Source organism: Pediococcus stilesii (genome assembly GCF_001437075.1).
In the GTDB taxonomy this organism is placed as follows: Bacteria; Bacillota; Bacilli; order Lactobacillales; family Lactobacillaceae; genus Pediococcus; species Pediococcus stilesii.
Genome location: NZ_JQBX01000006.1, coordinates 79,647 through 101,329 on the forward strand (window position 1 = coordinate 79,647; position 21,683 = coordinate 101,329).

Annotated in this window: 19 protein-coding genes and 2 other annotated features; all 19 genes read left to right on the forward strand. The window is 37.6% G+C overall.

The window, feature by feature from the left end; translation table 11 throughout:
- Window positions 1-2: 2 nt before the first annotated feature.
- The 19 genes from thiI (at window position 3) to rny (ending at window position 21,664) form a co-directional block, all read left to right on the forward strand.
- On the forward strand, window positions 3-1,220 hold the full coding sequence (thiI, locus tag IV81_RS03855; RefSeq protein ID WP_057802470.1) for a tRNA uracil 4-sulfurtransferase ThiI: 1,218 nt from the start codon (window positions 3-5) through the stop codon (window positions 1,218-1,220).
- A 75-nt stretch (window positions 1,221-1,295) separates the two neighbouring features.
- Window positions 1,296-1,787, forward strand: coding sequence for a thiol peroxidase (tpx, locus tag IV81_RS03860; RefSeq protein ID WP_057802472.1), 492 nt, complete (start codon window positions 1,296-1,298; stop codon window positions 1,785-1,787).
- A gap of 42 nt (window positions 1,788-1,829) precedes the next feature.
- Window positions 1,830-2,045: a binding site (T-box leader), on the forward strand.
- Between the two features lie 48 nt (window positions 2,046-2,093).
- Entirely contained in the window at window positions 2,094-4,757 is a 2,664-nt protein-coding gene (locus IV81_RS03865) for a valine--tRNA ligase (protein WP_057802474.1), read from the forward strand.
- 83 nt (window positions 4,758-4,840) lie between these two features.
- Window positions 4,841-6,112, forward strand: coding sequence for a bifunctional folylpolyglutamate synthase/dihydrofolate synthase (locus tag IV81_RS03870; RefSeq protein ID WP_057802476.1), 1,272 nt, complete (start codon window positions 4,841-4,843; stop codon window positions 6,110-6,112).
- Window positions 6,113-6,155: 43 nt separating this feature from the next.
- Window positions 6,156-6,821 carry a JAB domain-containing protein gene (locus IV81_RS03875; protein WP_057802478.1) on the forward strand — a complete coding sequence of 222 codons (666 nt, stop codon included), beginning with the start codon at window positions 6,156-6,158 and terminating at the stop codon, window positions 6,819-6,821.
- A 91-nt stretch (window positions 6,822-6,912) separates the two neighbouring features.
- The gene (gene mreC, locus IV81_RS03880; protein ID WP_057802479.1) at window positions 6,913-7,758 is read left to right on the forward strand and encodes a rod shape-determining protein MreC; all 846 of its coding nucleotides are present in this window, start codon (window positions 6,913-6,915) and stop codon (window positions 7,756-7,758) included.
- Between the two features lie 9 nt (window positions 7,759-7,767).
- Window positions 7,768-8,313 (forward strand): rod shape-determining protein MreD, encoded by a 546-nt coding sequence (gene mreD, locus IV81_RS03885; protein WP_057802481.1) that lies wholly within the window; start codon window positions 7,768-7,770, stop codon window positions 8,311-8,313.
- Between the two features lie 41 nt (window positions 8,314-8,354).
- Window positions 8,355-8,585: a binding site (T-box leader), on the forward strand.
- A 180-nt stretch (window positions 8,586-8,765) separates the two neighbouring features.
- Complete coding sequence (locus tag IV81_RS03890) at window positions 8,766-9,416, forward strand: amino acid ABC transporter permease (RefSeq protein WP_057802483.1); 651 nt, start codon at window positions 8,766-8,768, stop codon at window positions 9,414-9,416.
- 12 nt (window positions 9,417-9,428) lie between these two features.
- Window positions 9,429-10,064 carry an amino acid ABC transporter ATP-binding protein gene (locus IV81_RS03895; protein WP_057802485.1) on the forward strand — a complete coding sequence of 212 codons (636 nt, stop codon included), beginning with the start codon at window positions 9,429-9,431 and terminating at the stop codon, window positions 10,062-10,064.
- Window positions 10,065-10,886 carry an amino acid ABC transporter substrate-binding protein gene (locus IV81_RS03900; RefSeq protein WP_057802487.1) on the forward strand — a complete coding sequence of 274 codons (822 nt, stop codon included), beginning with the start codon at window positions 10,065-10,067 and terminating at the stop codon, window positions 10,884-10,886.
- 77 nt (window positions 10,887-10,963) lie between these two features.
- Complete coding sequence (gene cls / locus IV81_RS03905; RefSeq protein WP_057802489.1) at window positions 10,964-12,391, forward strand: cardiolipin synthase; 1,428 nt, start codon at window positions 10,964-10,966, stop codon at window positions 12,389-12,391.
- Between the two features lie 67 nt (window positions 12,392-12,458).
- Window positions 12,459-13,712: an EF-P 5-aminopentanol modification-associated protein YfmF gene (gene yfmF / locus IV81_RS03910; RefSeq protein ID WP_057802491.1), complete on the forward strand. Its 1,254-nt coding sequence runs from the start codon at window positions 12,459-12,461 to the stop codon at window positions 13,710-13,712.
- Window positions 13,713-13,717: 5 nt separating this feature from the next.
- Window positions 13,718-15,001, forward strand: a complete 1,284-nt coding sequence (yfmH, locus tag IV81_RS03915; protein WP_057802493.1) for an EF-P 5-aminopentanol modification-associated protein YfmH — start codon at window positions 13,718-13,720, stop codon at window positions 14,999-15,001.
- Window positions 15,002-15,009: 8 nt separating this feature from the next.
- Window positions 15,010-15,735, forward strand: coding sequence for an elongation factor P 5-aminopentanone reductase (ymfI, locus tag IV81_RS03920; protein WP_057802495.1), 726 nt, complete (start codon window positions 15,010-15,012; stop codon window positions 15,733-15,735).
- Window positions 15,736-15,780: 45 nt separating this feature from the next.
- Window positions 15,781-16,662 (forward strand): helix-turn-helix domain-containing protein, encoded by an 882-nt coding sequence (locus tag IV81_RS03925; protein ID WP_057802497.1) that lies wholly within the window; start codon window positions 15,781-15,783, stop codon window positions 16,660-16,662.
- Window positions 16,663-16,677: 15 nt separating this feature from the next.
- Entirely contained in the window at window positions 16,678-17,259 is a 582-nt protein-coding gene (gene pgsA / locus IV81_RS03930; protein WP_057802499.1) for a CDP-diacylglycerol--glycerol-3-phosphate 3-phosphatidyltransferase, read from the forward strand.
- A 116-nt stretch (window positions 17,260-17,375) separates the two neighbouring features.
- On the forward strand, window positions 17,376-18,617 hold the full coding sequence (locus IV81_RS03935) for a competence/damage-inducible protein A (RefSeq protein ID WP_057802501.1): 1,242 nt from the start codon (window positions 17,376-17,378) through the stop codon (window positions 18,615-18,617).
- A gap of 89 nt (window positions 18,618-18,706) precedes the next feature.
- On the forward strand, window positions 18,707-19,756 hold the full coding sequence (gene recA, locus IV81_RS03940; protein WP_057802503.1) for a recombinase RecA: 1,050 nt from the start codon (window positions 18,707-18,709) through the stop codon (window positions 19,754-19,756).
- A gap of 348 nt (window positions 19,757-20,104) precedes the next feature.
- Window positions 20,105-21,664 (forward strand): ribonuclease Y, encoded by a 1,560-nt coding sequence (gene rny, locus IV81_RS03945; RefSeq protein WP_057802505.1) that lies wholly within the window; start codon window positions 20,105-20,107, stop codon window positions 21,662-21,664.
- Window positions 21,665-21,683: the final 19 nt, after the last annotated feature.

Below are 21,683 nucleotides of genomic sequence, written 5' to 3' on the forward strand. Positions count from 1 at the left end.
GTATGGAATATACTGAAATTATGGTTCGCTATGGTGAACTATCAACAAAAGGAAAAAATCGGAAAGATTTTATTGCCCGTCTAGGTGGTAATATTCGTAAAAGCTTGCGCAGCTTTGAAAATGTGGAAGTTCATCCTAACCGGGATCGAACGCACGTTGTTTTAAATGGAACCGACAGCAGTAAGGTTATTAACCGCTTAAAGAAAGTCTTTGGAATTCAAAACTTTTCGCCCATGTTGAAGGTTGAAAAAACAATGGAGGCGGTTCAAAAAGCCGCTCTTGAAATGATGCAAGAACAGCTGAAACCGGGAATGACGTTTAAAATTAATACGCGACGGTCAGATAAGGATTTCTCAATTAACACGGATACAATGAATCGAGAACTTGGAGGATTTATCTTAGATCATTTTCCGGAGAACGATGTCAAAATGAAAAACCCGGACATTACCTTACGAGTTGAAATTAGATCTAATGGTATCTTTTTAACAAGTGCGGTGATTAATGGTGCCGGTGGCTTACCAGTTGGAACAGCCGGAAAGGGAATGATGATGCTTTCCGGAGGAATCGATTCGCCAGTTGCTGGATATCTGGGTATGAAACGTGGGGTGGAAATGGAAATGGTCCACTTTTTCAGTCCACCATACACTAGTGAGCAAGCATTGGCTAAAGCAAAAGAGTTAAGTGGAAAGCTAGCAGCATATGCTGGAAGTGTCCAATTTATTCAGGTTCCGTTCGCAGAAATTCAGGAAACAATCAAGGAAAACTGTCCAGAAGGATATTTAATGACGATTCAACGACGGATGATGCTACGTTTAGTGGTTGAGCTCGCTAAAAAAAGAGGCGGACTCGCAATTTTTAATGGTGAATCACTCGGACAGGTTGCCTCGCAAACGATGGAAAGCATGCTGGCTATTAATGATGTTACCAATATGCCAATCATTCGTCCGGTTGTTTCGATGGACAAAAATGAGATTATTGACATTGCTAAAGATATTGATACGTATGACCTATCGATTATGCCATTTGAGGATTGTTGTACAATTTTTGCTCCACCATCGCCAAAAACCAGACCTGATTTGGAAAAAACAAGGTACTACGAACAACGGATTGATGTTGAAGGTTTGTTAAATCGGGCATTAGCTGGAGTGGAAATCACTAACATTCACGCTGAAGAACAGTTTATGAATCAAGATGAAGAAGTTTTTGCAGAATTACTATAATATTTAGTGTATTGATTGAAATAAGATTAACTTTAGGATAAGGTTAACGTAATTTAAATAAGGGAGCGTGTAGCTATGGAAGTATTACGTGGTGGTGAAAAGATCCAACTTGTCGGAAATCCTCCAGAGGTAGGCGAGGAATTGCCTAAATTTAAAGTTTTTACCGATGATGGTGAGAAAATTAAAACGCGAGATTTGTTAGGGAAGCCTTTGCTAATTAGTGTCGTTCCGGATTTAAATACACCGGTTTGTAGCATCCAGACCAAAAAGTTTAATCAACAAGCCGATAAATATCCGGGTGTCCGGTTTGTAACTATTTCAAATAATATGCCACAAGATCAAGCTAACTGGTGTGCTGCTGAAGGAGTTAATAACCTGGAAGTTCTTTCAGATCATGAGCTATCGTTTGGTTATGAAATGAATTTGTACATTCCTAATGCGGGATACCTTGCGCGTAGTATCTTCATCGTTGATGCTGATGGTAAAATAGTTTACCGTGAGATTGTTCCAGAATTGCATGATGAACCAAATTACGAAGCAGCATTGTCCTTTATCGATAAAATGTAAAAATAATAATTGACGAATGGTAAATTATTATTTATCATTTATTCAATGGTGATGATTAAGGGGAAAAATCCGGTTCTTTTTTTCAGAGAAGAGATGTTTTTGGTGAGAGTCTCAAAAAAAGTGGATTTTGGGTTACTTATGAGCCAATTTTTTAATCTTATGGATTAAAAAATCGAACTTAATCGTTCGTTATCAAATTATTAAAGAGGGGCTTTTATGCCCAATTTAGGTGGTACCGCGAAGCATTTCGTCCTATTATTTTGGGATGAGATGCTTTTTTATTTGGAAAGGAAAGTGAATTGCTAAATGACAAAAGATGTTGATATGTCAACAAAGTACGAACCTCAAAGCGTCGAGAAAGGGCGCTATCGAGAATGGGTTGAAAATGGATTATTTAAGCCAAATGGAGATAAGAAAGCAAAACCTTATTCAATTGTAATTCCACCACCCAATGTTACTGGAAAATTACATTTGGGTCATGCATGGGATACAACCCTGCAAGACATGCTGATTCGTCAAAAAAGAATGCAGGGATATGATACTCTTTGGGTTCCCGGAATGGATCATGCGGGGATTGCTACGCAAGCTAAGGTGGAAGCAAAGTTGAGAGAGCAAGGAGTTTCACGTTACGATCTTGGACGCGAAAAGTTTATTGACCAAGTGTGGGAATGGAAAGACGAATATGCCGATACAATTCATCAACAATGGGCTAAAATGGGGCTTTCATTGGATTATGATCGAGAACGATTCACACTAGATGATGGATTATCAAAAGCGGTAAAGAAAGTCTTTGTTTCACTTTATAATAAAGGATTAATTTATCGCGGTGAATATATTATCAACTGGGATCCGCAAGCACGAACGGCATTGTCCGATATTGAAGTTGAACATAAAGATGATCAAGGGGCATTTTATCACGTTAAGTATTTCTTCGTTGATCCAGAATTTAAGTTTGACGGAAAAAACTATATTGAAATTGCGACGACTCGTCCGGAAACAATGTTTGGTGATGTGGCGATTGCAGTTCATCCAAGTGATGAACGATATAAGGATCTTGTGGGTAAGGAAGTAGTTTTACCACTGCAAGGACGTCACTTACCGATTATTGCTGATCAATATGTTGATCCAGAGTTTGGAACCGGGATGGTTAAAATTACTCCGGCACATGACCCTAATGATTTTCAAGTTGGAAATCGCCATGATTTGAAGCGGATTAATACCATGAATGAAGACGCAACAATGAACGAAAACGCCGGAAAGTACGTTGGAATGGACCGCTTTGAGGCGCGAAAAGCAATGGTTAAAGATCTTGAAGATCAAAATTACATGATCAAAATTGATCCAATTGTGCATAGTGTTGGTCATTCAGAACGGACCGGTGTGCAGGTTGAATCACGCCTTTCAACGCAATGGTTTGTCAAGATGGATGAGTTGGCCAAAATGGCTTTGGATAATCAAAAGACAGACGATAAGGTCAATTTTGTTCCAGAACGATTCGAGCATACATTTAATCAATGGATGGAAAATGCCCATGATTGGGTTATTTCACGTCAGTTATGGTGGGGACATCAAATTCCAGCTTGGTATAACAAAACGACTGGAGAAACATACGTTGGTGAGGACGCACCAAGTGATATTGAAAATTGGGAACAAGATCCAGACGTACTAGATACGTGGTTCTCAAGTGCTTTATGGCCATTTTCAACAATGGGATGGCCAGATGAAAATGCCGCCGATTTTAAACGTTATTTCCCAACTAGCACCCTAGTTACAGGATACGATATCATCTTTTTCTGGGTTGCAAGAATGATTTTCCAAAGCTTAGAGTTTACCGGAAAACGACCATTTAAAGATGTTCTTCTACACGGATTAATTCGTGATGAACAGGGCCGCAAGATGAGTAAATCATTGGGAAATGGGATTGATCCAATGGATGTAATCGATAAATATGGTGCTGACGCGTTACGTTGGTTCTTATCAAACGGTTCTACTGCTGGTCAAGATCTTCGTTTTAGTTATGACAAAATGGATTCGGCTTGGAACTTCATTAATAAGATTTGGAACGCTAGTCGTTATGTTATTATGAATCTTGATCAGGTTGAAAAACCACATGTTCCCGAAATGAACGGTTTGAACTTAGCCGATAAATGGATTTTAAGTCGGCTGAATACGACAATCAAACAGGTTACACATTTCTTCGAAGTGTATGATTTTGGTGAAGCCGGAAGAGCACTTTATACATTTATTTGGGACGATTTTTGTGACTGGTACATCGAGATGAGTAAGGAAATTTTAAATGGCGATAATGAAGCGGCTAAAATTAACACTCAAAACGTTTTAGCATATGTTTTAGATCAAACTTTACGATTACTCCACCCAATTATGCCATTTGTCACAGAAAAAATTTGGCTTTCAATGCCACATGATGGAAAATCATTGGTTACAGCAGCTTACCCAGTTGTGAACGCCGATCTTAATGATCCAGACGCTGAAAAGGGAATGGCTCGTTTAATTGAATTAATTAAGGCAGTCCGTAACATTCGTTCTGAGGCAGGAGCACCGATGTCAAGTTCAGTAGATCTGTTAATTAAAACGGATAATGAAAATTTGATTCAATTATTTAATGAAAATCGTGATTATATTGATCGATTCTGTCATCCAGCAGAATTTGAATTAGGTTCTGATGTAGAAGCACCGAAGTTATCAATGTCGGCTGTAATTACGGATGGTGAAGTTTATATTCCACTTGCTGAGCTGGTAAACTTAGATGATGAAATTGCTCGTCTTAAAAAAGAAGAACAAAAGTATGAACAAGAAGTGGCTCGCGTGGTTAAAAAGCTGCAAAATGAGCGTTTTGTTAATAATGCACCGGCAGAAGTTGTTGAAGCTGAGCGCACTAAACAAAAAGATTATGAAGGTAAGTTAGAAGCAACTAAACGACGTCTTATCGACATTCAATCACAAAAATAATTAAAAAGTTATTTTAAAATGGGGATCGCTGATTATTGATGCGATCCCTTATTTGGTAAAAATAAAACTTTTGAGGGAAGAAAATGAATTACGAAGAAGCACTTAGATTTATTCATGGGCGTCCGCGAATGCGCAAAGAACCAACGTTAAAAAGAATGACTAAGTTTTTAGCTGAACTTGGTAATCCTCAGGAAACAATTAAGGCTGTCCACGTAGCCGGAACCAATGGGAAGGGTTCCACAATTGCCTTTTTGGAGAGGATGATTCAAGATACGGGACACACGGTAGGAACATTTACTTCGCCTTTTTTAACACGGTTTAACGAACGAATCTCTGTTAACGGACAACCGATCAACGATCAAGAAATTGTGGATCTGGTCGAAATAATTAAACCCATTGTAGAAAAGATGGATCAAGCTCAGCATAGTGGACCGCTTGAATTTGAAATTGTAACGGCCATGATGTTCATTTATTTTAAAAAGCATCCAGTTGATATAGTTTTGATCGAAGTTGGAATCGGTGGAAAATTTGATTCGACCAATGTTTTCACACCGATTATTTCGGTGATTACCAACGTTGGATTTGACCATATGGAAATTTTAGGGGATACTTTGTCGAAAATTGCCACACAAAAAGCGGGAATTATTAAAAAAAGAGTTCCCGTAATTACCGGAGCAAAATCGGATGATGTTTTAAAAGTGTTAAAATCACGGAGTGAAAGAGAATCTGCCGCTCTTAAAATAATTGGTCAGGATTTTAAAATTGATGAAGAAAATAGTTTTAAGAACGAACAAACGATTATCTCCAATTTATCTAGTGGTTTATTAGGGGTGTATCAAATTGATAATTTAGCGGTATCGATTGAGACAATGATCATGCTTAGTCAAATTTTAAATTGGACGATTAATTTCGAACAATTAAAAAAATCAATCCGTTTAACAAGTTGGGCTGGGCGCATGGAAATTGTTGGTCAAAAACCTGAAATCATTTTGGATGGTGCACATAACTTACCAGGCATCGAGGCCTTGATTCAGTCGGTAACAAGGTACTGGCCAAATCAGAAGGTGTACGTATTGGCCGCTATTTTAGAAGATAAATTGTTTAACCAAATGTTAGAGAAGTTGGTTCAACCGGCGAACGTTAACGTATTTTTAACTAACTTTTTTGGACCTGGAAAAAGACAAGCAGTCAAGAAGGTAGAATTAACTTCGGAGCTAAAAAAAAGTGTGCAGTATGAAGAGAATTGGCAAGCTGCGTTGCAAAAGATTCGCCAAGAAGCCAAGGAAGATGATGTAATTGTTGTAACGGGGTCATTATATTTTATTTCAGAAGTTAGACCTAACTTCAAAAAATAGGATAAGAACTTTTACCGTATGTATCCTTGTAAGGGGGATGCAAATGAATTTATATGATGGTGCAAAGGATAAATTACAGCAAATCGGTGTTGAAAACTTAACTAATGAGGAGTTGGTGAAGGCCTTTTTAATCTGCCAAGGTCTTAGTCAAGAACTTTTAAAACTAAATGAAAGTTTTTGGGATGCAATTGGTGATATCGCCGGCTATGGGATTTTAAATCAATTGGAAAAAGAAACAATTTTTAATGAAAATAAGAACGCGGCATTGAGTTTGGAGGCAGCCATCGAGCTGGGTAAAAGAATGCAGACGCAACCAATTCAATTAATCGGAAAAGTCATCGGCAGTGCACAAATTGGTAAAATGATGATTGCTAGATTTCAAAAAAATACGCAAGAACATTTACTACTATTATGTTTAGACACAAAAAACCAGATTAAACGCGAGATAATAATTTTTAAGGGCGGACTGAACTCTGCCGAAGTTCATCCACGCGAGATTATGGTTGAAGCCTTAAGAGTTAGTTCAAATAGTTTTATACTAGTTCATAATCATCCAAGCGGTAGCATTGAACCATCGATGAACGATGTTGCATTTACTAAAAAAATGCAAAAGGTAGGCGAATTAATGGGAATTCGTTTAATTGATCATCTAATTATTGGGGATCAAAGCTACTGGAGTGCTGCTGAAAAAGGAGTTCTTAATGATTAATAAACATTTTGATTAACGGCTAGTTTATAAGGTTTGTATGTTATAATTTATGAAGTCATTTTAATGAGATAAGTTAAGGGGTTCAATACTCATGCATAAGTTCTTTTCTAATCGAAAGTTAGTTATTATGGTGATTTGCGCAATTATAGCAGTGGGGTTGATTGCGGGATCACTTACGTTACGAAAAAAAGATAAAACCCCCGCTATTCAAAAGATTGGTAACGATGTTTTTGGGGCAGTAAGCCGGGTGATTGCAATGCCGGCGTATGGAATTCAAACCGTTTCGACCAACATTAATAATTTTGTTTCAACTTATGAAGAAAACGAACGGTTGCGAAAAGATATTGATGATTTGAACGCAACTCACGCTGAGAATAAGAGTCTTGAGGCCGAAAATAAAGAGTTGAAGGAATTAGTGGGTTTGAAAAAGACCATGTCTGATTATTCTTTAACTGCTGCAACGGTTTTAACGCGATCACCAAGTTCATGGCAAGACTTGATTACGATTAATAAGGGAACTTCAAGTGGAATTAAGAAGAATCAACCGGTATTATCGGGAACAGGCTTAGTTGGGAGAGTAATCGAAGCTAATTACACAACCAGTAAAGTTGAGCTGATTAGTGATAACAACGAGTCGGCTAATCGTTTTGCCATTCAGGTCCAGGCTACGGACGGCGAATATGTCAACGGAATTGTCACTGGATATGATAAGAAAACTAATCAGATTATTATGGGTCAGATCACAGACGAGAAGACGGTTAAAGTTGGCAGCTCGGTTACTACCTCAGGTCTTGGTGGTGTGACACCGAAGGGATTGTTTGTCGGAAAAGTGATCAAGGTTTCTAAAGACGATTATGGACTGGCCAGTGAAATTCGCATTAAACCGGCTGCTAAATTAAGTAACGTCAATAATGTGTATATTGCAAAGTTAAATTAAGGTGAAAATATGCTACAATCTGCAAAATTAAAATACCTTTTTCCAATCATTTTATTTACGGCCTTTTTTTTAGATGGGTCGTTGAATCAAATCTTTTCTTCGACACTTTTTCAGTACCCATATTCGATGATTTGTAATTTAACGTTGATGTGGTTCGTGATGGCAATTTTCTTTGAAGGAGAATCGCAAATCAACTTTACATTATGGTCGTTTATAATTGGGATCGTATTTGATTGGTATTACACCGGTGTATTTGGAGTGGATACTTTCATTATTCCAATTGTGGTGATGTTAGTTCGGGGAATTCGACCGTTTGTTAAAACATCGTTTTTGGTAATTCTAGGAATGGATATGTTTGCAATGGCAATCTATAATATTTTATTTTTTATTGTGTTTCAGGCAATTCATTTAGCAAATGTTTCAGCGGGATTTTTTATCGGATACGCATTTTTACCAACGATTATTTTAAATCTATCAATTTTCGTAATTTTATATTACCCGATTAAGACGCTGTTTAGAAGAACCCGTGGCACAAACTCTCGAAGATTTACGTAATTAGTGCTTGACTTTTAAATTTTAATTGGTAATATAATTATAATTTAACAATGATCAGAAGAGTAGTTTACTAAAACTGGATTCAGCGAGTCGTGGATAGTGGAAGCATGGCCAATGTCGTAAGCGAAACACATCTGTAAGTTGATAACTTGAAATTTAACTAGAGTTGTCCGGTGATTCCGTTATCATTTGAAGTTAACTTAACTTGTTGAGGTTGTTTATGTGAATAAATAACGAACATGAGGTGGAACCGCGATGAACTCGTCCTCTTAGGCTTTATGGCCTAAGGGGATTTTTTTGTACATTAAAGGCCCATTTTGAAACAATTAAGTTAACTTATTGAGGTTGTTTATGTGAATAAGCAACGAATATGGGGTGGAACCGCGATGAACTCGTCCTCTTAAGCTAAGTAGCTTAAGAGGGCTTTTTTTATTTAAAAGGGGGATGTAGGAATGTTTAATATTCAGTATATATCAGAAATTTTGCCATCATTATTGAGTGGGGCGATGATGACGCTCCAAGTGTTTGGTTGGACAATTGTTGGGTCACTTATTTTAGGAGTCTTTTTGGCTCTAGGGCTTGTCTCAAAGTTTAAGCCATTACAAGTGATTATTGACGCGTATGTTTGGTTGATGCGAGGCACGCCATTATTATTACAATTAATTTTTGTTTTTTATGGACTACCAACAATTGGAATTGTATTTCCAAGGTACGAAGCAGCATTATTTGCATTTATTTTAAATTACGCAGCTTATTTTGCTGAAATTTTCCGTGGTGGATTGCAGTCGATTGATAAAGGTCAGTATGAAGCCGGACGAGTTTTACAGATGACCTATTGGCAAACAACCAAAAAAGTCGTGTTACCACAAGTTGCAAAGATTGTTTTACCTTCGATAGGAAATGAAGTAATCAATTTGGTTAAGGACTCATCGTTAGTTTACGTAATTGGAATTGGTGATCTTTTAAGAGCGGGAAATGTTGCAGCGGCTCGCGATGTTACTTTAGTTCCATTTATTCTCGTAGGGATTATGTATTTGGTTCTTACTGGGATTTGTACGTTTTTCTTACGTAGGGTTGAAAAACACTATTCGTACTTTAAATAAGGGGATGAGCGAATGCTAGAACTTAAAAATGTAAGTAAAAGTTTTAACGGTAAAATGATTATTAACAAATTGAATTTAAAAATTGAAGATGGCAAAATTTTGACCATCGTTGGTCCTTCGGGAGCGGGGAAGACAACCTTGTTAAGATGTATAAGCGGTTTAGAGAAAATCGACTCGGGTCAATTTTTATTAGACGGACAACAATTTGATCCCTTTGAAAGTCGTGATAATGAAAGTGTCATCGGTGTTGTATTTCAGGATTTTCAGTTATTTCCAAACTTGAGCGTCATTGACAACATCACTCTTGCACCAATTAATGTTTTAAATCAAAGCGAAACACAAGCTAAAAAAGCGGTTGGAGAAATTATTGATCGACTGGGATTGGAAGAAATTATTAATCAATATCCCTACCAACTTTCCGGAGGACAGAAGCAACGAGTTGCAATTGCTAGGGCGCTAGCAATGAATCCGAGCATCTTATGCTATGATGAGCCGACATCAGCGTTGGATCCTGAGCTAAGAAATGAAGTAAGTAAACTAATTTTAGATCTAAAAGAAAATGGTATCACCCAGGTTGTAATTACCCATGATATTGAATTTGCAAATAAAATTGCGGATCAAACTCTAACTGTGAAGCCGGTGAAGTAGATGAAAAGGATACTTAAATATGTTTTAGTTTTAATGGCAATCTTGTTTGCGATTCCAGTTTTAAGTGGATGTGGGAGTTCAAAAAAAGAATCGAGTGTCCAACCTAGCAGCTGGGAAACGATTAAAAAAAATAAAAAAGTAGTTATTGGATTAGATGATAGTTTTGTTCCAATGGGATTTCGACAAAAAAATGGAGAACTTTCGGGATATGATATCGACCTAGCGAAGGCCGTTTTTAAGCAGTATGGAATTAAAGCCGATTTTCAGACAATTGATTGGTCGATGAACGTCACCGAACTCCGCAATCAAACCATCGATTTAATTTGGAACGGATTAACGATTACGGATGAAAGAAAAAAGGCGTTAACATTTAGTGAACCATATTTGGTAAATCAACAGGTACTAGTCGTAAAAAAGGATAGTGGTATTACTGATATCAAGGGGATGAATGGCAAGAGCCTAGGCGCACAAAGCGGGTCATCTGGAGCACAAGATATTGATGATCATCCAACGATTTTGAAGGATCGAATTAAAAATAATGCACCCGTGTTATATGATAGTTTTAATAATGCATTTATCGACCTAAACGCTAATCGAATTCAGGGGTTATTGATTGATAGCGTCTACGCTAACTATTATATTAAACACATGGCAAATTCAAAAAATTATCGCGTTATTACAAGTGGAATGCCTAATGAAGAGTTTGCGGTTGGAATTAAAAAGGGAAATGTTCAAGTTAAAGAAAAAATTGATTCTGCGATCAATCGCCTTAGGGAAAATGGAGAGTTGAAGAAAATTAATGAAAAATGGTTTGGAAAATAAAAGAAAAAAGGCCGAAAATATCTAATTTTCGGCCTTTTTGGTACACTTAACTATATGGAAGAAGGGAAGTGGACACATTGTTATTGATTGAAATTATATTTTACATAATTAATGTTGGAATTGCACTTATAATTGCGCTAATGGAAAAGAGAGATATTTCGGCAGCGTGGGCATGGTTATTAGTGATGTTGCTGCTTCCAGGAATCGGTTTTATTATTTATTTGTTTTTTGGGTGGAAACTTAATAAAAGACAAATTTTTAATTTAAAAGCACAAAAGAAACTAGGGATTAGTGACATGGCCGCTCATCAAAAAATGAGTTCGCAAAATCGACCTGATTTAAAGAATACTGTTGAAAATGACCTAGTGAAGATGTTTTTAAGCACGGATGATTCAGTGCTCACAACAAATAATGATTTACAAATTTTTACGACGGGCCATGAGAAGTTTAAACGCTTATTTAATGATTTAAAACATGCTAAAAATCATATAAATATTGAATATTTTACTATCTATGATGATGATTTAGGAAAACAGTTACGCACAATTTTAATTAAAAAAGCTCAAGAGGGGGTCAGCGTTCGAGTTTTATATGATCTTTTTGGATCGAAAGGATCAAAACAGAAATTTTTTAAACAGCTGATTGATGCCGGAGGGGAAGTTACTCCGTTTATGCGTTCTAAATTTGGTTATTACAGCTTTAGAATCAACTTTAGAAATCATCGAAAAATTGTTGTTATTGATGGATCAATTGGCTACATCGGAGGGTTCAATATTGGAGATCAATATTTAGGACGAAATAAAAAGTTTGGGAATTGGCGTGATACACATTTACGATTGGAGGGTTCGGTCGTATTGCAATTGCAAAGCCGCTTTTTTATGGATTGGAACGCCTCGGTTAAGAATAAAAAAGTTCAATTTAGTTTGGACTATTTTCCACAGAAGCCGATTCAAAATAAAATACCAATTCAAATTGTTAGTAGCGGACCAGAAAGTGATATTCAGAAAATTAAACAGGGTTACATCAAGATGATTATGGGAGCGAAGAAAACCATCTGGATAGAAACACCATATTTTATTCCCGATGATGCTTTAATGGAAACATTGTTGATTGCGATCCGTTCGGGAATCGAGGTCTGCATGGTCATTCCTAAGATGCCAGACCATCCCTTTGTTTATCGAGCTACCGAATACTACGCTAAACAACTCTTATCCGCGGGAGCACACGTTTATGCTTATCAAAATGGATTTATGCATGCAAAAACAATTGTTGTGGATGGTAAAATCGTTAGTGTGGGTTCGGCAAATTGGGATATTCGCTCCTTTAAATTGAATTTTGAAGCAAATGCTTTTATCTATGATGATAAAATTGCCCAAAAAATTATTACAACCATTAAGCGAGATTTGAGGGAATCAATTGAACTTGACGAACAGTATTTCAAAAGACAATCAACTTGGAAAAAATTGCGGCAGCTTGGGAGCCGTCTTATTTCACCGATTCTTTAAATCACATTGAAAAATGTAATTTTTTTCGCTAATATTAATCGCATGTAAAAAACAAGGAGGCATTCATTTGGATGTTCAGATTAAGCCTGGAATCCAGGCGTTAGTTTTACCAGATAGAAGATTTAAAACGGTACGGATTGATCTGCATTTCTTAAAACATGCGGCAATCAAAGATTTGGCAGCGCGATCATTAGTCGCTAATATTTTAGAAACAAGTACTCAAAAATATAATAATCAGGTGAAATTCACACACGCATTATCAGAAATGTTTGGTGCAAGTTTTGGAGTGGGTGCTGGGAAAAAAGGTAACACGCATGACGTCGGTTTTTCGATAATTGTAGCAAACGATAAATATGTTCAGGGGCAAAGCCTAATTCGAACGGCAATTGACTTTTTGAACGAGGTTATTATGCATCCGCTCAGGGAAAATAATGGTTTCGATGATGAAACCTTCATGCGGCAAAAACAGAATATGATTAATTACGTTAAATCTTCGATTGAAGATAAACAGTATTGGTCAGCGCAACAGTTGCGTTCGCTCACGTTTGGTACAAAAGTTATCCAAGGGGTTCCGGGATATGGTCTGATCGAAGATCTTGAAGGTCTCCAGAATGAGGACGTATATCGAGCATACTTGGATATGATTGAAAACGATTTAATCCATATTAGCGTATCTGGTGATGTTGATTCAGATGCAGTTTTACAAGATTTAAGCCGATTTGAATTTACAAAACGAAATATTAATTTGGGTACATTAATAACTAATTTTGCCGTGTTAGATCATGAACTAAAAAGAGTTGAACATCAAGATGTGAAGCAAGCAAGATTGAATTTATCCTATAATATTCCCGCATTTATAACTTCGGATGATTCCTTTACGGCAATTGTCTTTAACTCATTATTTGGAGGGTCTCCACAGTCCAAATTGTTCGTTAATGTCAGAGAAAAAGCCAGCTTGGCGTATTATGCTAGTTCGAGTCTCGATCTATATGATGGGATTTTAAACGTTCAGACGGGTATTAATGGTATGAATCATGATCAAACGGTCGAAATTATCAATCGGCAGCTGGAGGATATTCAAAACGGAGATTTTGCAGAATTGGAATTAAATAATATAAAAAAGGGACTAAGGTCAGATTATCTCGCTGGGATGGACCAGCAACGTACAGCTCATCGAAGAGGATTAAACGATTATTTATTGCATCGACATGTTAGTGCTGAGCAATGGCTCGAGAAGTTAGACGAAGTAACGAAGCAAAATATTGAAGAAATGGCTCGGCGAGTCAAAGTTAGAGCGGAATTTTTCTTGAACGGAGATTAGATTGAATGGATAAAAAAGAGTATCAGAGATTTGATGAAGAACTGTTCTCAACGACTTTAGCGAATGGTTTAAAAGTGAACATTTTACCTAAAAAGGGGTTCCATAAGACATACGCTATCTTAACGACTAACTTTGGTTCAATGGATCAAGAATTTCTTTTGAATGATGAAAAAATTGAAGTGCCAGCTGGGACGGCTCATTTTTTAGAACATAAGTTATTTGAAAAAGCAGATTATGACGCTTTTGAATTATTTACAAATAATGGGGCTGACTCGAATGCTTTTACTAGTTATAGTAAGACCAGCTATTTATTTTCAGCAACCGAAAATTTAAAAGATAATCTTAATATATTACTGGATTTTGTTCAGAATCCTTATTTTTCCAAAAAATCGGTTGACAAAGAACAAGGAATTATTGGCCAGGAAATTCAAATGTACAATGACGATGTTGATTGGCAATTATATATGGGAATTTTAAATAATTTATACCCAAGCCAACCAATTAGTACCGATATTGCGGGAACTGTGGACTCAATTGCAAAGATTACACCAGAACTGCTCTATAAGGTTCATAAGGTGTTTTACCGTCCAAGCAATATGAATATTTTCGTCACTGGAAATTTGGATCAAAATCAGGTTTTAAAATGGATTGAGGAAAATCAAAATGCAAAGACGTTTGATACTGACTTTAGTTTTACTATTCCAGAAGAAACCCGCGTAGTGCCTCCGGTTATTGAGGAAAAAGAAGTTTCCTTAGATGTCGAACGTCCTAAATTAATGATTGGTATTAATAATGCTAAGAATTTACCGGCGCCCGGCCCGGATCGATTAAAATATATTATTACACTTGACCTTGCGCTATATTTGATTCTTAGTTCATCTTCTAAAATGTATTTAAAACTATACGATCAAGGATTATTGGATGATACATTTGGATATGATTTAAATAGCGAACGTGAAAACTTATTCCTGACGATGGGCGGTGACACAGAAGTACCAGAAGAATTGGCCGCATCGTTGAAAGAAATTTTAGCCAAAGATTTGGTGCAATTACCTCATCTGGACGAAGATTTTGAACTAGCTAAAAAAGAAATGTATGGTCGAAGTATTACGAGAATGAATTCTTTAGAAGCCATAGCGAACTCCTTTGAAGGGGAAAGTTACGGTAATACGACAATCTTCGATGAAGCGTTAATTTATCAAGATATTACTTTGGATGATGTTTTGGATGCGTATCGGAATTTCATAAAGGATACCACCGTTAGTACTTTTAAAATTAACAGTAAGTAGGCGAAAAAATGAAATTTGCATTAATTTGTGGTGCAAGCGGAAACATCGGCGCCGCAATAAGTCAAAACTTGGCTCAAGAAGGATGGTCCTTATATTTGCATTACTATCAAAATGAAAATGTGATATTTAATTTGATAGAGGAATTGCGGACACGGTTTCCAAAACAAGATTTCATTCCGATTCAAGCTAACTTTAGGACAGAAGATGCGGCTGACATAATTGATAAGAGTATTTTTGCCGTTAATGCGATTATTTTTGCGCAAGGAACAACCATATATCAGCTCTTTGATCAGTTTAGCTCTGCACAACTCGAGGATCTATGGATGGAACAGCTAAAGACCCCAATGATGATTATTCAAAAACTAATCAATAAAATTATTCGGGATGAAAATGGACGGATTATTTTTATCGGATCAGTTTATGGTGCAGTGGGAAGCTCAATGGAGGTTCCGTATAGCGCAATTAAGGGAGGAATTAGCAGTTTTGTTAATGCCTACTCTAGGGAAGTGGCTTCAATGGGCGTAACGGTCAATGCGGTCGCCCCGGGAGCCGTTTCGACAAATATGAACAGTAATTTTGGAGCAAACGAAATTGCTCAAATTAATGAAGAAATTCCGGTCGGACGTTTTGGTTTTCCAGATGAGATTAGCTATGTTGTTATGACATTGTTGAACGATAAGGCCTCTTATCTAACAGGGCAGACTATTTACGTCGATGGTGGATGGAAAAAATAATGATATACTTATTTAGAATTTAGAAATAAGTTGGGCGGTATATTAATGAGTACAAAAAAATACAAAGAAATTGGTAAACGTCTTCAAGACGCGCGAATTAAAAAAGGATGGACGCTTGATGATGTTCAATTAAAATTACAAATTTCAAAAAGGTATTTGATGGCGTTAGAGGCGGGAGCAACTGATGATCTACCAGGTGACTATTACACGCAATCTTTAATAAAGCAGTATGCTAATCTATTGGAGATTGAGGTCGGAACCCAGTCATTAAAAAGCGAACCGAATAGTATCAAGGAATGGCGAAGAGAGCACGCCACAATTACAAGTCGAAGCCAAAGAGATGCGCAACAACAGAAAAGTTCAGTACTTCAAGGCCTTATTCGGCAGCATCCCTGGGTGATGGGATCCGTATTAGTTTTGGTCGTTTGGCTGCTGGTTTGGGGAGCGTTCAATGATATGGCAAGTCGTTCTAAGTCAACCTTTGAAGTCCCTAAAAATATCAAGGTAACCAATAACACCGTTAAGGAATCAAAAAGTAGCACAAATAGCACGTCATCCGTTAAGAATGAAGAAAAGGCCAGTTCAAGTTCTGAATCCAAAAAAGATGTGGTCATTTCGAAAGTTGATGAAAATGCGGATTCTTTAAAGGTTAAGCTTAATTCGGGAGATCAAAAGGTCGACTTATTAATGAAAACGGGGAATGAACAGTCGTGGAACTCAATTACGGCTCTTAAGCCAACTCAATCGACAACGTGGCAAGGAGTAATTAAAGCCAACGACAGTAAAAGTGTCAGTTTGCAAAAAGATTCCACATATACGCTTAAAATTGGTAATTCTACTGGTTTTGAGGGTACAATTGGGGGCGAGAAGTTACCAAAGTCACAGTCGAACTCGATTGTAAGAAACATTACAATTGAAGTAAGCTAAGAAAGGAAGATTAAAATGAATTTACCAAATAAGTTAACAATTTTTAGAATTATTTTGATTCCGGTGTTCATAATTTTAACCGTAATGCCAGAAGTCGGTGGAAGCGTCGTATGGCTGGGGACCACAATTGCAATCACTAAAATATGGGGGGCCGTATTTTTTGCGGTAGCCTCTTTGACTGATTTTTTAGATGGTCAAATTGCTCGGCGGCAACATCTCGTCACCAATTTTGGGAAATTTGCAGATCCAATTGCGGATAAAATGCTGGTAATGTCGGCTTTTGTCATTTTGGTAGAAATGCGAATGGCTCCGGCTTGGGTAGTTGCCATTATAGTTTGTCGTGAGCTAGCAATTAGTGGCCTTCGCCTAATTATTGTCGAAAATGATGGTGAAGTTCTGGCGGCAGCAATGCCTGGTAAAATTAAAACATTTTCCCAGATGTTTGCAATTATTTTCTTACTGTTGAATAACATCTTTTCAAGCTTCCTTCATTTCGGCTTGGGAGACGTGTTGCTATATGTTTGTTTATTTTTTACAATTTATTCAGGAATTGACTATTTTTACAAGAACCGGGCTATTTTTTCTGATTCATTTTAGAAAGGGAGGATCATTACAAAACTTACAAGTTTTGCAATGATTTTTTTTATTTTGTTTTAGTCAATGTAAAAAGATAAACAGTTAATTTATTATGTACTTAGAAATGAGGAGGAAAAATGAACGCAGAAATTATTTCGGTCGGTACGGAACTTCTATTAGGAGAAATTACTGATACCAATTCAGCCTATCTAGGACAGCTGTTTGCTAAATTAGGAATTAATGTTTTCCATAAAACGACGGTGGGAGATAACGAATTCACAATGTTGCGGGCTCTAAAGAGTCCTAGTGAACAAAGTGACTTAGTGGTTATGATTGGGGGATTAGGACCAACAGAGGATGATATAACAAAGCAAACGTTATCCAAGTTTCTAAATGTAAGCCTTCATCTTGATCAAAATGCTTATAAGAAAATAGAAAATTATTTTAAAAAACAGCATCGACCACTAACCGATAACAATAAACGACAAGCTTTGGTTTTAGCGGGGAGCGAGGTTATTGAAAATCCAAATGGATTGGCAGTGGGACTTTTCTTCCATACAAACGGTACGGATTACATGGTGTTGCCGGGACCGCCTAGTGAATTCAACGCGATGGTTGACAAAAATGTCGTGCCACTGTTGGGTCAGCATTATGGACTGGAACGCACAATCAAATCAAAAACACTTCACTTTGTAGGAATTGGTGAGGCAGATTTGGCGACTCGTATTAACGATATAGTTCAAAATCAAGACAATCCCACGGTTGCACTATACTTTAAGCCGACTGATGTCACAATCAGACTAACTGCCAAAGCAAGTAATTCAAAAGAGGCGGAGAAACAATTAGAACTGTTGAAGCTAAAAATAATGGAGCGAGTAGGAGATTATTTTTATGCGGAAGGCGACCATGTATCGTTCACTGACTTTGTGGTACAAGAATTAATCAAGAAAAAAATTAGTATTACAGCGGCTGAAAGTCTAACGGCGGGAAAATTCCAGAGCACCTTGGTAGATACGCCAGGAGCTTCCCAAATCTTTAATGGAGGGTTTGTAACGTACTCTAATGATGTGAAACGACTTCTCTTGGGTGTGGAAAAAGAAACACTTAATAATTATGGTGTGGTAAGCTCAGAAGTTGCTAAAGCTATGGCCAGTGGTGCAAAAAACAAGCTTAAGACAGATATCGCAATCAGTTTTACGGGCGTGGCAGGTCCGGATTCCCTAGAAGGACATGAGGCAGGAACCGTTTGGATAGGATTGGCGCTTCGGAATGGAAAAGTAATCGCCCAAAAATTTAATTTTCAAGGTAGTCGAGAGAAAGTTAGACATTTAGCGGTGCAAAATGCTTTTAGAATGATATGGAATAGCGAAATCAAATAGCTCGAACTTTTGTTCGCGTTTTGATTGATTTTTTTTGAATAACTCTGTATTATATTTATATAGAAACCCATTAGGAGGTTATTAATTAATTGGCAGATGAAAGACAAGAAGCTTTAAATAAAGCACTTAAAAAAATTGAAAAAAACTTTGGAAAGGGCTCAATCATGCGGATGGGGGATGCCGTTGATACTAAGATTTCAACCATTCCCAGTGGTTCTCTAGCACTTGATGATGCGCTTGGAGTGGGTGGCTTTCCTAAGGGAAGAATTGTTGAAATATATGGACCTGAAAGTTCAGGTAAAACGACGGTTGCTTTACATGCTGTTGCGGAAGTTCAAAAGCGTGGTGGTACTGCGGCCTATATTGATGCCGAAAATGCAATGGATCCAGCTTATGCAACGAATCTTGGTGTTGATATTGATGCGTTACTACTCTCACAACCAGATACTGGTGAAGAGGGGTTAGCCATTGCGGATGCCTTAGTCTCAAGTGGGGCAATTGACCTAGTTGTCATTGACTCTGTTGCGGCATTGGTACCCCGTGCAGAAATTGAAGGTGAAATGGGCGATGCGCACGTTGGACTACAAGCTCGAATGATGTCCCAAGCTCTTCGGAAACTTTCTGGCTCGATCAATAAGACAAAAACAATTGCATTGTTTATTAATCAAATTCGTGAAAAAGTTGGAGTTATGTTTGGTAACCCGGAGACCACCCCGGGAGGTAGAGCGCTAAAATTTTATTCGACCATCCGTTTAGAAGTCCGTCGGGCTGAACAGATTAAGGATGGATCAGACGTGATCGGAAATCGTGTTCGAATCAAAGTTGTCAAGAATAAAGTGGCTCCACCTTTTAAAAAAGCTGAAGTAGATATCATGTACGGGCAAGGAATTTCTCAAACCGGTGAGATGATTGATATGGCTGTTGAAAAGGATTTAGTTGGTAAAAGTGGCTCATGGTATTCTTATGGGGATGAGCGGATTGGTCAAGGACGTGAAAATGCTAAGAAGTATATTGACGACCATCCAGACGTTCGAGCTGAAATTTTAGCAAAAGTACGTGAAGCATACGGAATGGTAGCTGATCCAGCAAGCGAAAAGGATAGCGCTAAAAAAGATCAAGAAGAACTCGACTTGAAATAATCCATACCTCTTTATGTGTGCCTCTAAGAAAGCAGATCAGGGCTGTGACAAAATTATTTGTCATGGCCTTGTTGCTTTTTAAAGAAGTTTTGGATGAAGCTTAGGAAAGCCAAACTGGGCTGCCCAAAAGTATATATGCGCATGATTTTTCGATTTGGCCGAGTGCGGACAAGGTGCTAAGCTAAGTTGAAACTGACTTTTATAGAGGTAAGAACGGTTATTTACACATCAACCGATAAATGATTTATTGACACCCTTATGGCTAAATATTAAAATGATTATAAGTGTGAAAATCAAATAACATCATTCAAGAGATATAACTATGGACTTGATGATTTGGAGGTAAAGATGATACTTATATATATTATCCTCGCAATCATCGCTATAGTTGTTGGCTATTGTGCAGGATTCTTAGTGCACAAACGGCTCATTGAAAAGCAAAGGGCTGATGCTAGTAATTCAGCAGATCTAATTGTTGAAAATGCTAGAAAGCAAGCAGAGACTGATCGAAGAGAAAAGCTTCTCGAAGCAAAAGACGAGAGTCATCGCTATCGAGCGAAAGTCGAAAAGGAGTTAAAAGAGCGTCGCGCGGAACTTCAAAAGCAGGAAGATCGGTTATTGCAAAGAGAAGATACGCTTGATCGTAAGGATAACTCTTTTGAAAAAAGAGAAAGTAGCTTAGAACGTAAGGAACAAAAGCTTGCTGCAGACCAAAAGCGGATTGATGAACAACAACAAAAAGCATCATCACTCGTTGAAGAACGACAACAAGAACTTGAGCGAGTTTCCAATCTAACTCAAGAAGATGCCAAAGACTTAATTATTTCCGAAACCGAAGCAAAACTTGAAAAAGAACGTGCATTAATCATTCAAGAAGGACTTGAAGATGCCGAAAACGAAGCTAATGAAACTGCTAAAAAAGTTATTGCCCAGGCAATTCAGCGAAGTGCGGCAGACATGGCTTCAGAAACGACAATTACAGTTGTTTCATTGCCGAATGATGACATGAAGGGACGTATCATTGGCCGAGAGGGTCGCAATATTCGTAACTTCGAAAATGTAACAGGAGTTGATCTGATTATCGATGATACTCCTGAAGCCGTGGTTTTAAGTAGTTTTGATCCAATTCGCCGAGAAATTGCGCGAATTGCATTGGAAAAGCTAATTCAAGATGGTCGGATTCATCCTGCTCGAATTGAAGAGATGGTGGAAAAGGCTAAAAAAGAATTGGATGACAATATTCGAAAGACCGGGGAACAGGCGGTTTTCGATTTGGGAATTCATTCAATGAATCCGGAACTGATTAAATTAATTGGCCAGCTAAAATATCGAACGAGTTATGGACAAAATGTTTTAAACCATTCAATTGAGGTTGCTAATTTAGCTGGTATTTTGGCGGCTGAATTAGGTGAAGATGTTACTGTAGCAAAACGCGCAGGATTATTACACGATATTGGTAAAGCAGTAGAACACGAAACTGATGCGTCACATGTTCAAATGGGAGTGGACTTGGCTAAAAAGTATAAGGAAAGCGCAGTTGTGATAAATGCGATTGCAGCCCATCAAGATCAGGTTGAAGCACAGTATGTGATCTCTGTACTGGTTGCCGCTGCGGATTCGATCTCCGCGGCCCGTCCAGGAGCAAGAAGTAATACGTTACAGAACTACATTCATCGCTTAGAAAAATTAGAAAAGATTGCAAATCAATTTGACGGTGTCAAAAAAAGTTATGCAATTCAAGCGGGACGTGAAGTTCGAGTAATTGTTAAACCAAACAAGATTAACGATTTGAAAGCAGTTATGTTGACACATAACATTCGAAAAGCTATTGAACAAGAGCTTGAATATGCGGGTAAAGTTAAAGTTACCGTTGTCCGTGAAGTTCGTGCAGTTGATTTTGCCAAATAGAAGGGGTTGGACAATTTTG